Below are 15285 nucleotides of genomic sequence, written 5' to 3'. Positions count from 1 at the left end.
TGTCCCTCATAGTGGAGGACAGCCTTTCTTAGCTTATATAAATGTAAGGGGATTGCTAATTACAGAGCACCTACTTCTTTCAAAGCAGCGTTTGTTCCGTGAACAGCTTTTGCGCTGGCAGCGAACTTAGCTTTTTCGTCAGCGTTCAGATCCAGTTCAACGATCTTTTCGATACCGTTCTTGCCAAGGATTACAGGAACACCGATGCAAATGTCTGATTCACCGTATTCTCCCTCCAGATATACTGAACAAGGGATCATCTTCTTTTGGTCGTGAAGGATAGATTCAACTACGAATGCTCCTGCTGCACCCGGTGCATACCATGCAGAAGTACCCAGCAACTTAGTCAGAGTAGCACCACCCACCATAGTAGCAGCAGCCACTTCGTTCAGTTTTTCTTCAGAGATGAAGTTAGTTACAGGCATACCTTTGTAAGTAGCGAAGCGAGTCAAAGGAATCATAGTAGTATCACCGTGACCACCGATAACCATACCTTCTACTTCGTTGGCGTTGCAGCCCAAAGCCTGAGACAAGAAATATTTGAAACGAGAGCTGTCCAGTGCGCCACCCATACCGATGATGCGGTTCTTCGGCAAGCCCAGAGCTTTCAATGACAGGTAAGTCATTGTATCCATCGGGTTAGAGATAACAACAAGGATTGCATTGGGAGAATATTTCAAGATGTTTTCTGCCACTGATTTAACGATACCAGCGTTTACACCGATCAGTTCTTCGCGAGTCATACCCGGTTTACGAGGAATACCTGAAGTAATTACAACAACGTCAGAGTTAGCAGTCTGAGCATAGTCGTTAGTGCAGCCTACTACAGTTGTGTCGAAACCCAACAGTTGAGCTGTCTGCATCATATCCATTGCTTTACCTTCTGAAACGCCTTCTTTAACGTCCAGCATTACTACTTCGTCTGCTACTTCATTGAAAGCAAGTACATTTGCACATGTAGCACCTACGTTACCTGCGCCTACTACGGTTACTTTTGACATAATACTATATATTTAAAAAGTTGATAATTTATTTCATGCTTTTTAGCGCGACAAAATTACAACGATAATCCTAATTAAAGAAATTTTTCCGTAATAATTTTCGTTAAAGAAAATGCCCAAGACTATGTTACTCTGTTACGAAATGATTACTTTTGTGCCCGTTATCGATTAACAATTGGAACTATGAACAAAAAAAGCCTTCTTATTGCAGCTGTAGCTGTTTTGGTGATAGCGATTATCGGCATCACTTATTTGTTGTTTACTGAAAAGAAAGCCAATCGCGAGCTGGTACAGGAATTTCAGTTGGATAAGGAAGATTTGGAGAATGAGTATAGCCAGTTTGTGCAAAAGTATGATGAGTTAAAGTTTACGGTAACTAATGACTCTCTCGCACTGTTGCTGGAGCAGGAACAATTGAAAACTCAACGATTGCTCGAAGAACTCCGTACCGTGAAAAGCTCGAATGCAACGGAAATCCGTCGTTTGAAAAAGGAGCTTGCCACTTTGCGTAAGATATTGGTAGGCTACGTCAATCAGATAGACTCACTGGACAGAATCAATAAACGCCAACAACAGGTGATTGCAGACGTTACGCAGAAATACAACACTGCTTCACAGCAAATCAGTACACTTTCCAAAGAGAAGGAGAATCTGGATAAGAAGGTGACACTGGCTGCCCAGCTCGATGTGACCAATATCCGTATCGAACCGCGCAATAAACGGGGGAAGGTTGCAAAGAAAGTGAAAGACATCGTGAAGCTGGCTATCAGCTTTACAGTCGTGAAGAATATTACGGCAGAGAATGGCGAACGTACCATCTATATACGTATCACCAAACCGGATAATGACGCACTGACCAAGAGTGCATCCAACACTTTCTCTTACGAAAACCGTACACTGACTTACTCCATCAAAAAGTATATCGAATACAACGGTGAGGAACAGAACGTGAATGTATTCTGGGATGTGGAAGAGTTTTTGTATGCCGGAAACTATCGTTTGGATATCTTCGAGGGCGGAAATCTGATCGGCTCTCAGAAGTTTACGCTGGACTAACCGATATAAATTCAAGAAAAAAATGCGCCAATAAGCAGTAAAAGGCTTTTTGGCGCATTTTTCTATTAGAAAAAGGTTAACTTTGTGAAAACTAATAGAATAATACGTATGAAAAAGCACTTGACTCAGCTACTGCTATCATTACTGTTTCTGGTGGTGACAGCCATGACTTGCGATGAACAGGATTTGGCTGAACCGATAGACATCTCCTGTACTTTGAAAGAAGTGGAGTTATATCATTGGGATAATGCAGGTGAGAAACCTAAGGAGGCTCTTGATAACAAAGTTCTCAAAGAAGCTTATATGATGGAGATTCGTTTGCTGACAGATGCGGGGGAAAAAGATCCGGAATCTTATGACGCCGATCATTATCTTCGCCATGTATTATCGGATGGCATCAAAAAGATTCAGATATTTACGGAAACAGCTTTTAATGAAGAATTTCCCGCAGGAGCAGAAGTCACTTCCTGCTTTTATGACTATCCAAAGACGTTTGTTAAAGATCAGCAGACAGATTATACTGTTAATGGAGGGGTTATATCCATGATAGATGAAGTAAACAAGATATATAAGGCGTTATTGACCATTCCCCAATCAGGCGGAGAGTTCCGTTTTCGTGTAGTGCTGACAATGGAAAGCGGTGAAACGGTTGAACGGCTGAGCGATCCGGTTACTTTCTATTAAATCTGCTGTCTATGAAGAAAGTACATTTATTAGCCATGCTATTGTTTACTGCATGTGTTGTGCCTGTATCGCAGGCGCAGGAAAGCCTGTTTCTTAAAGATCCATCTACCAAGAATAAGTTGCTACAGTTAGACTTGGATGTGGGAACCTGTTTTGACCTGGCTTATCGGGGGAAGGGAAATATGTACACTGCAATGTCGGACCGGAAATCAGTGTTTCCTGCTATCAACCTTCGTTTGCAACATTTCTTTTCGCGTAAATGGGGATGGTATACGAATATCCGTTTGGGGATTCCCGTGAAATATAGGCGGGATTGTTATACTGAATTAGTCCATGCAGTCGAAGCGGATTACTATGTGAATAATCTCATACCGGGAACGCAAAAACCGGACGTTAATCCCTGTCTGGATTTTGGTGTTGCTTATCGCTTTGAAAATTCCCATTGGGCTTTTTATCCTCGTTTGGGGATTGGTGTGAATAGCATTTCCTATCAGCGTGTTTGTGCGGAACTAAAGAAAAAAGGAGGAAATGAATTATATAAGATAGAGTATAGAGGGGATGATGAAAGTAACTATGGTAGTGAGAGTATCGATGCTTTTATTCTTTCGGCAGGTATTACCGCCAACTATAAGCTCAGTCGAAATTGTTTTTTACTGTTGAATGTCAATTATATACAGCCATTGGGGAGATTTACTTATCGTAAATATGTAACAGACCTTTATACGGGAGAAAAGGTGGAGAGAGGAGTCTATAAAAGTTCTACATTCGCCCGTGATCTGAATGTAAGTGTCGGATTCGGATTCCCTTTTTATCTGGGAAGAAAGACTAATAGAAAATCATCGCATAGAGAAAGAACCAGGCAGCTAATGGAACAGAAACGGAAAACATACGGGTTGTTTCCGGGAAATAAGTAGCCATTTAATCATTTCTTTGCAATGATGAGCGAATAGAATTTAGCCTTTATACAAAGTTTGAAAAAGAAAAAACTCTGCCATCCGTAACAATTGGATTAACATTCTTATGATATACTTACGTGTCAGCTAGTCTCTCTATAAAAATAAAAAACTATAAATTGCTGTCATCTGTCACTTTGTTGGGTATAATATCTTGAATATGAGTGATTAATGAGGTGACGGCAGTAGGTGACGGCAGTGTGACGGCAAATTTTGCTGTCACACTGCCTTGTTTTCAATGGTTCCTTATGGTCTGTTTGTAGTTCTATATAGAGCTTTTTAGTTTTTCCCGTTTGAAACTTTTGTTTCTTCAGCTTGGAACTAAAGTTTCATCGGCTTGAAACTAAAGTTTCAAAGCCTTGAAACCAAAGTTTCGGACGCTTGAAAACATTGGTTCCAGCGTATGGAAACTAGTTATACTAGAGTGTATGATGTCAAAAGTCAATAGTAGCGAGTTCAGTGTAGTCGATGTGCGTGTGACGGCAATAGTTGTCATCACCGTGCCGTCACCTGTTGCCGTCACAGCGTTAAGCCTTGACTATGAGTGTGTTATTTGTGTTTTTGTGATGGGTGACAGCAGTAATTGGATAAACAATACATAGAGAGAGAAGCCGGTTGATACATCTATTATGATAGGATTTATCAGATTGATAATCGTTTAAGAGCTTTTTAGGTGCCTTAACAACAAAACAAGTGGCTGATTGTGTTATATTCCCTAAGTAACCAAATAAAAATAACAAGATTATGAAACAGAAAAGAGCTAAAATTGGATTTACTGGATGTGCCAAAGCGTATATCCGGAGTTTGCAGGAAGAAGGGCGCTATTCTACGGCACATGTGTATAAGAATGCGGTTCTTTCATTTACGAGATTTCATGGCAGTACGTATATTGCATTCGAGCAGATCACTCGCGAGTCTTTGCGACGTTACGGACAATATCTGTACGATTGCAAACTGAAACTCAATACGATCTCTACCTATATGCGAATGCTGCGCTGTATTTACAATCGTGGTGTGGAAGCTGGTATCGCCCGTTTTATCCCCCGATTGTTTCGTGATGTATATACCGGTGTGGATGTCCGGCAGAAAAAGGCAATGCCCGTAAAGGAACTGCATACACTTCTTTATAAAACACCCCAGTCTAAGCACTTGCGGCGTACTCAGGAGATTGCCCGACTGATGTTCCAGTTCTGCGGAATGCCTTTTGCGGATTTTGCGCATTTGGAAAAGTCGGCATTGGCACAAGGGGTATTGAGATATAACCGTATCAAGACAGGCACTTCTGTAAGTCTTGAGGTGCTGGAGTCATCTCTGCCCACGATCAGTAAACTTCGCAATAATGACCCTGTTCGGGAAGATGGAACGAATTATTTATTCAGTATTCTGAGAGGGAATAAAAGCCCAAAAGGTGAAAGCATGTATAAAGAATACCAGTCGGCGCTTCGTCGGTTCAATAATCAGCTGAAAAGTCTTTCAAGGGAACTTCACTTAAAGTCGGCTGTCACCTCATATACCATCCGCCATTCTTGGGCAACGAATGCCAAATACCAGGGTATACCTATTGAAATGATCAGTGAATCATTGGGACACAAATCTATTAAGACGACTCAAATCTACCTGAAAGGTTTTGAACTGGAAAAGAGAACAGAAGCAAATCGGTTGAACTGTTTTTACGTTGAAAACTGCAATAATTAGAATAAAATATAATCAGATTGCTGGTTATTAGTGTGTTATCATGTCTATTACTTCTTAGGTAACGGAAATAAATACGACGCAAAGATATATAAAAAGAATCTCATATCCCAAACTTATTATACATTATTTTATTTCTCTGACTTAAGAAAATAAAATAACACTATGAGAACACGAATACCACTGACTTCATGTTCTGAACCCTTATTGTTTGTCATCCGACAAAATCTCCTTCATAACCCTTTTATACAGTGCTTCTCGCAAAGGCCGCTGCCTTTTTCGCTTCTTTTCCCCTATGTGCAAAGTCCGGTAATGGACTTCCGTTACCTAAGAAGTAATAGATAAATGTAAGTAGTAAATTGTGACACGCAATTCAAACAACAAGCTCATTTTGCATGCCTTCTATTTACTTTGGTTCTGAATTTATCCATTGGGATATATGCTTGTAAAGGTACACACACAGTGACAAAATAAAGAGAATGAACATTGCTTCGATGTGGGCAATGTCTTAAAAAGGGTTTTTAGTTTACTTATTTAAAAGTAAAAGAAGAAATGGAAAGTTTATGGAAAGTCTGGTTCTCCAGAAGGAGAAAAGTGTATGTTCGGATAGCCCGTCGATATGGTTCCACTCCGTGGCGGGTGTATTATTTAGGACATGGAGGCAGGTGCAGGTCGCTCAAAGACATACAGATATTGGAAGCGTTACAGCGGCAGGGAGTTATTTCGCATATTTACCCTTGGTGATAATTGACTGAAAAATACTTGAACATATTTAATTATGTGTCCGACAGAAATATGAATAATTATAAAATATGGGGTGAGATGTTTTTCTAAAAAGGTTACTGTGAAGTACCCGAACGGGGATAAACCCTTTATAGCATGTGTATGTTTCCCACAACATGCTTATTGCTTATATAAACGGAGTCTCTTGGATGCCCGTTTTATATAATTGTTTGTTTTTGTTTAAGTACATTCTGTCCTGGTGAGGAAGGATGTACTTTTTTATGCCCGAAGGTCCGGAATCAGATAGTCACGAAGGTCCGGTCGGAAGATCAGCGCCTTCCGTCCGCTCCCCACATCATCTTGCTGCGGAGGGTATCGAAGAAAATATGATTGAACCGTTTCACTACTTTTATACTGTAGTCTGCCCGGCGAATGGTCAGTTGGGTTGTCTCCTTGCACGTTTCGCTGCTGCCATCGATGGCAACGAGGAAGTTATGGCTGCGGCTTTCCACGTCCAGCGTGATTTCCCAGTCGTCACGAATGACGATAGGACGGACGTTGAGGCTGTGCGGAGCTACCGGGGTAATGGCGATCGTATTGGAATGAGGAACGATGATCGGGCCGCCTACGCTTAATGAATATGCAGTAGAGCCGGTAGGAGTGGCAATCACCAGTCCGTCTGCCTGATAAGTATTCAGATAAGCACCGTTGATCGCAGTGCGGATGCTGATCATGGAAGAACTGTCCCGCTTGAGCACCGCAATTTCGTTGAGGGCATAAGGCGATTCCTGGAGATTTCTGTCATTGCAGATAAGCTGCAACACACTTCGTTCCTCCACACTGTATCTGCCTGCCTGAATCTCTTCGAAAGTCACCTCCATCTCTTCGGGTGAAACATCGGCAAGAAATCCCAGCCGCCCTGTGTTGATGCCTAGAATGGGGATTTGTTTTCTACCCACCCGGCGGGCAGCTTTCAGAAATGTGCCGTCACCTCCGATGCTGATAACCATATCGGCTGTGAAGTCGTTGCCTTCGAGCAGGGCGTCGACAGGCACTTCCATTTTTAAATCTGCCGTCAGGAACTGGTAAAACTCCCGGCACATACAGATTTCCGCTCCCTGCTTCTTGAGAAGCTCGAACAGTCTGAGTGCATGCAAAGACTTTTTAGGCTGATACGTATTTCCGAAAATGGCAAATTTCATAAGCTGTTTCATTAGTTTCGGTTGCAAAATTGGCATTTTTTCTTGGATTTCTACTTTAAATAACCAAAAAAGAACTGAGAATGCGTTTCGTATTATTAGGCAACTAATAATAATATTTGTATTTTTGCGGCAAATATTGCGTAAAACTATGACTAAATTAAGTGTAAACATAAACAAGGTTGCTACATTGAGAAATGCACGCGGAGGGGATACCCCCAATGTGGTGAAGGTAGCACTTGATTGTGAAGCTTTCGGGGCTGACGGTATTACTGTTCATCCCCGTCCCGACGAACGCCACATCCGCCGGGCAGATGTATATGATCTGCGTCCGTTGTTGCGGACTGAATTCAATATCGAGGGCTACCCGTCGCCGGAGTTTATAGACCTGGTATTGAAAGTGAAACCTCATCAGGTGACGCTGGTTCCTGACGATCCTTCGCAGATTACTTCCAACTCCGGTTGGGATACAAAAGCAAATCTGGAATTTCTGTCGGAAGTTCTCGATCAGTTCAACAGCGCAGGCATCCGTACTTCCGTCTTTGTTGCCGCCGATCCGGAGATGGTGGAATATGCGGCAAAAGCAGGTGCCGACCGTGTGGAACTTTATACGGAACCCTATGCTACGGCATATCCGAAGAATCCGGAAGCGGCTGTTGCCCCATTTGTGGAAGCAGCCAAAACAGCCCGCAAACTGGGTATCGGCTTGAACGCCGGACACGACTTGAGTCTTGTGAATTTAAACTATTTCTATAAAAACATTCCTTGGGTGGACGAAGTATCCATAGGTCATGCCTTGATCAGCGACGCATTGTATCTGGGACTGGAACGTACTATTCAGGAATATAAAAACTGTCTACGCTAATGAATGTATTGATGTTATTGGCCCAGGGTGCCATGAATATGGCCGACTCGCTGGCAACTGCCAACCCGGTGCTGACTCCGGTCAGCGCTCCCGAGATGAATATGCTTGATATGGCTGTCAAGGGTGGTTGGATTATGATTGTACTGGGTGTACTGTCTGTAGTCTGTTTCTACATCTTATTTGAACGTAACTATATGATCCGTAAAGCGGGAAAAGAAGACCCGATGTTCATGGAACGGATCAAGGACTATATCCATAGCGGTGAAATCAAAGCGGCCATCCAGTATTGCCGCACGATGAACACTCCTTCGGCACGCATGATAGAAAAAGGAATCAGCCGTCTGGGGCGTCCTATCAACGATGTGCAGGTTGCCATTGAAAATGTCGGTAACATCGAAGTGGCCAAACTGGAAAAAGGACTGACGGTGATGGCAACCATTTCCGGTGGTGCTCCGATGCTCGGATTCCTCGGTACGGTGACCGGTATGGTACGCGCATTCTACGAAATGGCGAATGCGGGAAGCGGAAATATTGATATCACACTGCTTTCCGGCGGTATCTACGAAGCTATGATCACCACCGTAGGCGGTCTGATCGTGGGTATCATTGCCATGTTTGCTTACAACTACCTGGTGATGCTGGTAGACCGTGTAGTAAACAAAATGGAAGCTCGTACGATGGAATTTATGGATCTCTTGAACGAGCCTGCCCAAAAGTAACCCTGAGACGTTAATCACTATCATTAACCACTAATCAATAATAAAGTGGGATTAAAAAGAAGAAATAGAGTATCGCCCAATTTCAGTATGGCATCCATGACGGACGTCATCTTCCTGCTGCTGATATTCTTTATGATTACCTCTACGGTGGTGTCGCCCAATGCCATAAAGGTGTTGTTGCCGCAAGGCAAACAGCAGACTTCGGCCAAACCGCTGACAAGAGTCGTGATCGATAAAGACCTGAACTTCTACGCTGCTTTCGGCAATGAGAAGGAAAAGCCGCTGTCGTTGGACGAACTGACTCCGTTCCTGCAAGGTTGCGCGGAGAAAGAACCGGAGATGTATGTGGCATTGTATGCAGATGAGTCGGTGCCTTACCGTGAAATCGTGCGGGTGCTGAACATTGCGAATGAGAATCATTTTAAAATGGTGCTGGCTACACGCCCGCCGGAAAACAAATAAAGTAAGTAGTTGCTACTTAACTACTAAAAAAAGAAACAATTATGGACGACAGAAGAAAAAAGGGTGAATTCGTCGGCGCGCTGGGTGCACTGTTGGTACACGTGGCAGTGATAGCTCTTTTGATTCTGGTGAGCTTTACGGTTCCCCAGCCGGATGAAGACGCAGGCGGCGTACCTGTGATGCTGGGAAATGTGGAGTCTGCCCGAGGCTTTGACGACCCTTCGCTGGTGGACGTGGATATACTGCCCGAAGAACCGGAAGCACCTGCACCCGCGGAAACGCAGCCGGAACTGCCCTCGGAACAGGATCTGCTGACACAGACCGAAGAAGAAACGGTAGTGCTGAAACCGAAAACGGAACCTAAAAAGGAGACCGTGAAACCCAAAGAGGTAGTGAAGCCCAAAGAACCGGTGAAGAAACCCGAAAAGACGGAGGCAGAGAAAGCTGCCGAAGCGAAACGTCTTGCCGAAGAAAAAGCGGAACGTGAACGGAAAGCCGCCGAAGAAGCTGCGAAGAAAAAGGTTGCCAACGCTTTCGGAAAGGGAGCGCAGATGGGAGGCAGCAAAGGTACTTCCGCCAGCGGCACGGGAACGGAGGGCAGCAAGGACGGTAATTCATCCACCGGAGCGAAGACCGGAACCGGAGGTTACGGAACATTTGACCTCGGCGGACGTTCTTTAGGTACGGGCAGTCTGCCAAAGCCTGCCTATAATGTGCCCGAAGAAGGACGTGTGGTAGTCAATATCACCGTCAATCCGGCGGGAGTAGTCATTGGAACCAGTATCAATCCTCAAACGAACACCGTGAACTCCACCCTGCGGAAGGCAGCGGAAGACGCGGCGAAGAAGGCTCGCTTCAACACCGTGGAAGGACCGAACAACCAGACTGGAACCATCACTTATTATTTTAACCTGAGATAGTATCACTAATCAAAAATATAGGATTATGGGAACTGTATATGCTTTTTTTGCAGATGGCTTTGAAGAAATAGAAGCCTTTACTGCTGTCGACACTTTGAGACGTGCCGGACTGAATGTGCAAATTGTATCTGTCACTCCGGATGAAATTGTAATGGGCGCTCACGATGTGTCATTGCTCTGTGATATAAACTTTGAGAACTGCGATTTTTTTGATGCCGATCTGCTGTTGTTGCCGGGAGGAATGCCGGGGGCAGCTACGCTCGACAAACATGAAGGACTGCGAAAACTGCTTCTTGACTTTGCTGCCAAAGGAAAACCGATCGCAGCGATCTGTGCGGCTCCGATGGTATTGGGCAAATTAGGTTTGCTGAAAGGAAAGAAAGCAACTTGCTATCCCGGCTTCGAACAATATCTGGAAGGTGCGGAATGTGTCAGTGAACCCGTAGTTCGTGACGGAAGCATTATTACAGGTATGGGACCGGGGGCTGCTATGGAGTTTGCTTTGGCTATCGTAGATATGCTGGTAGGCAAAGAAAAAGTAGACGAACTGGTAGAAGCGATGTGCGTAAAACGCTAAGCTGTCTATGAAACAATCTGTGATTATTGTCGCCGGTGGAAAGGGCTTGCGAATGGGAAGTGATCTTCCCAAACAATTTCTTCCTGTCGGTGGCAAACCTGTGTTGATGCATACGCTGGAAGCATTCCGCAAGTACGATGCGATGCTTCAGATTATTCTGGTACTTCCCCGCGAACAGCAGGACTTTTGGAAACAGCTTTGCGAAGAACATCATTTTTCGGTGGAACACCTCATTGCGGATGGTGGCGAGACCCGCTTTCATTCGGTGAAGAATGGGCTGGCACTCGTGGAGGCTCCCGGTCTGGTAGGAGTGCACGACGGAGTTCGTCCGTTTGTAACCCTTGAAGTGATTCGCCGGTGTTACAAGCTGGCGGAACAGCATAAAGCTGTGATTCCGGTGGTGGATGTAGTCGAAACGCTGCGCCATCTGACGGATGCCGGAAGCGAAACGGTGAGCCGTACTGAATATAAGTTAGTGCAGACTCCTCAGGTTTTTGAGGTGGAGCTGCTGAAACAGGCTTATGGACAGGAGTTTACTCCGTTCTTTACGGACGATGCTTCGGTGGTCGAAGCAATGGGCGTACCCGTATATCTGGCAGAAGGTAATCGTGAAAACATAAAAATAACAACTCCCTTTGACCTGAAGATCGGGAGTGCTCTCTTGTAAATGTTCGATTTAACCACACGCGACATCAAATTTATCTCCGGTGTAGGGCCTCAGAAGGCCGCAGTATTGAACAAGGAGTTGGAAATCTACTCGTTGTACGATCTGATTTATTATTTCCCTTATAAATATGTTGACCGGAGCCGCATCTATTACATTCACGAAATAGATGGCAACATGCCGTATATCCAGTTGAAAGGAGAAATTCTCGGCTTCGAGACGATAGGAGAAGGACGGCAGCGACGCCTGACTGCTCATTTCTCAGACGGTACGGGAGTCGTCGACCTTGTGTGGTTTCAAGGCATCAAGTATATATTAGGTAAGTACAAACTTCACGAAGAATATATCATTTTCGGTAAGCCTACCGTTTTTAACGGTCGTATCAATGTGGCACATCCCGACATCGATAAGCCGGATGATCTGAAACTTTCTTCCGTCGGACTGCAACCTTATTATAATACGACGGAGAAAATGAAACGGAGTTTTCTCAATTCGCATGCGATTGAGAAGATGATGGCTACGGTGATCCAGCAGATACAGGAACCGCTGCCGGAAACGCTTTCTCCCAAGATTTTGTCGGACCATCATCTGATGCCTCTGACAGAAGCACTACGGAATATTCATTTCCCTACCAATCCCGATTTGCTGCGCAGAGCTCAGTATCGTCTGAAATTCGAAGAACTGTTTTATGTGCAGTTGAATATTCTCCGCTATGCGAAAGACCGGCAAAGAAGATATCGCGGATACATCTTTGAACGGGTGGGGGATATTTTCAATACATTTTATTCGCAGAATCTTCCTTTTCAGTTGACCGGTGCTCAGAAACGGGTACTGAAAGAAATCAGGAATGATGTGGGAAGCGGCAGGCAGATGAACCGCCTGCTTCAAGGAGATGTCGGCAGCGGTAAAACGCTGGTGGCATTGATGAGTATGCTGCTTGCTTTGGATAACGGTTTTCAGGCATGTATGATGGCTCCCACCGAAATTCTGGCCAATCAGCATTACGAAACAATCAGGGAATTGCTTTTCGGTATGGATATTCGTGTCGAACTGCTGACCGGGTCTGTCAAAGGAAAGAAGCGGGAGGCGATTCTGTCCGGACTGCTGACGGGAGACGTGAAGATCCTGATAGGTACGCACGCGGTCATTGAAGACACGGTGAACTTCTCTTCCTTGGGACTGGTGGTTATTGACGAACAACACCGTTTCGGTGTGGCACAGCGTGCCCGTCTCTGGACAAAGAATGTGCAGCCGCCACATGTGCTGGTGATGACCGCCACGCCTATTCCGCGTACATTGGCCATGACGTTATATGGTGATCTGGATGTTTCTGTCATTGATGAACTGCCGCCGGGCCGAAAACCGATAACGACCATCCATCAGTTTGATAACCGCAGGGAAAGTATGTATCGCTCGGTACGCAAACAAATAGAAGAAGGGCGTCAGGTGTACATCGTTTATCCTTTAATAAAGGAAAGCGAGAAAATCGACCTCAAGAATCTGGAGGAAGGCTATCAGCATATTCTGGAAGAATTTCCCGGCTGCACCGTTGCCAAAGTTCACGGCAAGATGAAGTCTGCGGAGAAAGATGAGCAGATGCAGCTTTTTATTTCCGGGGAAGCTCAGATTATGGTTGCCACCACCGTTATCGAAGTCGGAGTGAATGTACCCAATGCTTCTGTAATGATTATTGAGAATGCCGAACGTTTCGGACTTTCACAACTCCATCAGTTGCGTGGCCGGGTGGGACGTGGCGCTGAACAGTCTTATTGTATCCTTGTGACGAACTACAAACTGACTGAAGACACGCGGAAACGGCTGGAAATAATGGTGCGCACCAATGACGGCTTTGAAATAGCGGAAGCGGATTTGAAACTGCGAGGTCCCGGTGATCTGGAGGGTACGCAGCAAAGCGGCATTGCCTTCGATCTGAAGATTGCGGACATCACCCGTGACGGTCAGCTGTTGCAATATGTCCGTTCGATAGCCGAAGAGATCGTAGATAACGACCCGTCAGCTCAGCATCCGGAGAACGAAATCCTGTGGCGGCAACTGAAATCTCTTCGGAAAACGAATGTTAACTGGGCGGCTATAAGTTGAAAAACGGTTAAACATGCAGTTTATTTACGGAAATGTGTTGCAAAACATATTTCATTCTTATCCCTCCTATTTATAGGGCTTTAACGTCGCTTATTCTGTCCTTTTCATCTCTGTACTTCTGAAAAATAGTTAATGACTTACTTGCCCTTTCGTCGGAAAATACTATCTTTGGGGGAATTTTTTATAGTAAGTGTATAGTTTAATCTTTTGAAAGTCACACATCATGATCGAAAAAACGCTGGTTATTTTGAAGCCGTGTACCCTTCAACGGGGATTGGTTGGTGAGATTACTCATCTCTTTGAACGTAAAGGACTACGGTTGGCCGGCATGAAAATGATGCAACTGACGGATGAATTATTAAGCGAACATTATGCCCACCTGAGCAGCAAGCCTTTCTTTCAGCGCGTGAAAGATTCGATGATGGCAACTCCTGTCATTGTTTGTTGTTATGAGGGTGTGGATGCTATTCAAGCAGTCCGTACGTTGGCGGGACCAACTAATGGACGTCTGGCTGCGCCGGGAACCATTCGTGGGGATTATAGTATGAGTTTTCAAGAAAACATCGTTCATACTTCCGATTCTCCGGAAACTGCGGCTATCGAATTAACGAGATTTTTTAAACCTGAAGAAATATTCGACTACAAACAGGCGACTTTTGATTACCTGTATGCGAATGACGAGTATTAATTGAATTGACAAGAACGAATGAATTTCAATTGCATTATTAAAACAGGATTGGTAGCTGTAGCAGCTATGGTCAGCCTGAGCTCTTTCTCTCAAGACCTGATTGCCCGCCAAGCTCCGATAGACAAGAAATTAAAAACCGTAGACTCTTTGGCACTGCAGAAACAGATCCGTGCCGAACAGTCGGAATATCCCGCCTTAAGTCTTTATCCGAACTGGAACAACCAGTATGCGCATTCTTATGGAAATGCCATTATTCCGGATACTTACACCATCGACTTGACAGGTTTCCATATGCCGACTCCGAGTACGAAGATTACTTCACCTTTCGGACCCCGTTGGAGAAGAATGCACAACGGCCTCGACTTGAAAGTTAATATCGGTGATACAATTGTTGCTGCTTTCGATGGTAAAGTGCGTATCGTGAAATATGAACGCAGAGGATATGGAAAATATGTGGTGATACGTCATGACAATGGATTGGAAACCATATACGGACACTTGTCCAAACAACTCGTTGAAGAAAATCAATTGGTAAAAGCCGGCGAAGTGATCGGTCTGGGTGGTAACACCGGACGTTCAACCGGTTCTCATCTTCATTTCGAAACCCGCTTCCTGGGAATTGCAATCAACCCGATTTATATGTTCGACTTCCCGAAACAGGATATCGTAGCCGATACTTATACTTTCCGCAAAACGAAAGGGGTGCGTAGTGCCGGTTCTCATGACACTCAGGTAGCTGACGGAACAATCCGTTACCATAAAGTGAAGAGTGGAGATACATTGTCACGTATCGCTAAAGTACGTGGAGTATCAGTCAGCACACTGTGTAAGCTGAACCGTATCAAGCCGACGACTACATTGCGTATCGGACAAGTTTTACGCTGTTCATAAAGATGTAATACAATATAGCTTTAGAAGAGGGCACTTTAATATAATTTAGAGTGCCCTCTTTCTGTTTTTACTTAATTATTGTTACCTTTGC

16 protein-coding genes are annotated in these 15285 nt (G+C 44.5%); 14 read left to right on the top strand and 2 right to left on the bottom strand.

Translation table 11 applies throughout. The features are described from left to right. Positions 1 to 59: 59 nt before the first annotated feature. A complete protein-coding gene (gene mdh, locus BLW31_RS01360) occupies positions 60 to 1001 on the bottom strand; it encodes a malate dehydrogenase (RefSeq protein WP_008760830.1) in 942 nt (313 codons plus the stop codon). A 183-nt stretch (positions 1002 to 1184) separates the two neighbouring features. On the opposite strand from mdh, the gene BLW31_RS01355 reads away from it, so the two are divergent. From BLW31_RS01355 to BLW31_RS01330, 5 genes are all read left to right on the top strand, one after another. Continuing rightward, positions 1185 to 2057 carry a DUF8429 coiled-coil domain-containing protein gene (locus BLW31_RS01355; protein ID WP_008764168.1) on the top strand — a complete coding sequence of 291 codons (873 nt, stop codon included), beginning with the start codon at positions 1185 to 1187 and terminating at the stop codon, positions 2055 to 2057. Positions 2058 to 2165: 108 nt separating this feature from the next. After that, positions 2166 to 2741, top strand: a complete 576-nt coding sequence (locus BLW31_RS01350; RefSeq protein WP_008760832.1) for a DUF5034 domain-containing protein — start codon at positions 2166 to 2168, stop codon at positions 2739 to 2741. Positions 2742 to 2752: 11 nt separating this feature from the next. After that, complete coding sequence (locus BLW31_RS01345; protein WP_011109018.1) at positions 2753 to 3655, top strand: hypothetical protein; 903 nt, start codon at positions 2753 to 2755, stop codon at positions 3653 to 3655. A gap of 783 nt (positions 3656 to 4438) precedes the next feature. Next, positions 4439 to 5389: a tyrosine-type DNA invertase cluster 3b gene (locus BLW31_RS01335; protein WP_010536539.1), complete on the top strand. Its 951-nt coding sequence runs from the start codon at positions 4439 to 4441 to the stop codon at positions 5387 to 5389. A 549-nt stretch (positions 5390 to 5938) separates the two neighbouring features. Continuing rightward, complete coding sequence (locus BLW31_RS01330; protein ID WP_074759417.1) at positions 5939 to 6130, top strand: hypothetical protein; 192 nt, start codon at positions 5939 to 5941, stop codon at positions 6128 to 6130. 308 nt (positions 6131 to 6438) lie between these two features. Here the strand turns inward: BLW31_RS01330 and BLW31_RS01325 are convergent, their stop codons facing one another. Next, positions 6439 to 7347, bottom strand: coding sequence for an NAD kinase (locus BLW31_RS01325; protein WP_008760837.1), 909 nt, complete (start codon positions 7345 to 7347; stop codon positions 6439 to 6441). A 112-nt stretch (positions 7348 to 7459) separates the two neighbouring features. Between BLW31_RS01325 and BLW31_RS01320 the strand changes: the two genes are divergently transcribed. From BLW31_RS01320 to BLW31_RS01280, 9 genes are all read left to right on the top strand, one after another. After that, positions 7460 to 8173: a pyridoxine 5'-phosphate synthase gene (locus tag BLW31_RS01320; RefSeq protein WP_008760838.1), complete on the top strand. Its 714-nt coding sequence runs from the start codon at positions 7460 to 7462 to the stop codon at positions 8171 to 8173. After that, the gene (locus BLW31_RS01315; RefSeq protein ID WP_010536542.1) at positions 8173 to 8892 is read left to right on the top strand and encodes a MotA/TolQ/ExbB proton channel family protein; all 720 of its coding nucleotides are present in this window, start codon (positions 8173 to 8175) and stop codon (positions 8890 to 8892) included. Before BLW31_RS01320 ends, BLW31_RS01315 begins: the two co-directional genes overlap by 1 nt. A 45-nt stretch (positions 8893 to 8937) precedes the next feature. Then, positions 8938 to 9354, top strand: a complete 417-nt coding sequence (locus BLW31_RS01310) for an ExbD/TolR family protein (protein WP_008760840.1) — start codon at positions 8938 to 8940, stop codon at positions 9352 to 9354. A 41-nt stretch (positions 9355 to 9395) separates the two neighbouring features. Beyond that, entirely contained in the window at positions 9396 to 10274 is an 879-nt protein-coding gene (locus BLW31_RS01305; RefSeq protein ID WP_008760841.1) for a TonB family protein, read from the top strand. 25 nt (positions 10275 to 10299) lie between these two features. Continuing rightward, positions 10300 to 10851 carry a DJ-1 family glyoxalase III gene (locus tag BLW31_RS01300; protein WP_010536543.1) on the top strand — a complete coding sequence of 184 codons (552 nt, stop codon included), beginning with the start codon at positions 10300 to 10302 and terminating at the stop codon, positions 10849 to 10851. Between the two features lie 7 nt (positions 10852 to 10858). After that, complete coding sequence (locus BLW31_RS01295; protein WP_010536544.1) at positions 10859 to 11518, top strand: 2-C-methyl-D-erythritol 4-phosphate cytidylyltransferase; 660 nt, start codon at positions 10859 to 10861, stop codon at positions 11516 to 11518. Beyond that, a complete protein-coding gene (recG, locus tag BLW31_RS01290) occupies positions 11519 to 13615 on the top strand; it encodes an ATP-dependent DNA helicase RecG (protein ID WP_010536545.1) in 2097 nt (698 codons plus the stop codon). A 223-nt stretch (positions 13616 to 13838) separates the two neighbouring features. Next, complete coding sequence (ndk, locus tag BLW31_RS01285; protein WP_008760845.1) at positions 13839 to 14303, top strand: nucleoside-diphosphate kinase; 465 nt, start codon at positions 13839 to 13841, stop codon at positions 14301 to 14303. Positions 14304 to 14321: 18 nt separating this feature from the next. Further along, positions 14322 to 15194: a peptidoglycan DD-metalloendopeptidase family protein gene (locus BLW31_RS01280; protein WP_010536546.1), complete on the top strand. Its 873-nt coding sequence runs from the start codon at positions 14322 to 14324 to the stop codon at positions 15192 to 15194. The last annotated feature ends 91 nt before the right edge of the window (positions 15195 to 15285 follow it).

The sequence above is a fragment of the Bacteroides faecis MAJ27 genome (genome assembly GCF_900106755.1).
Classification (GTDB): Bacteria; Bacteroidota; Bacteroidia; order Bacteroidales; family Bacteroidaceae; genus Bacteroides; species Bacteroides faecis.
The sequence above is the reverse complement of the archived record's forward strand: the minus strand, read 5'-3'. Positions and strand labels throughout refer to the sequence as shown.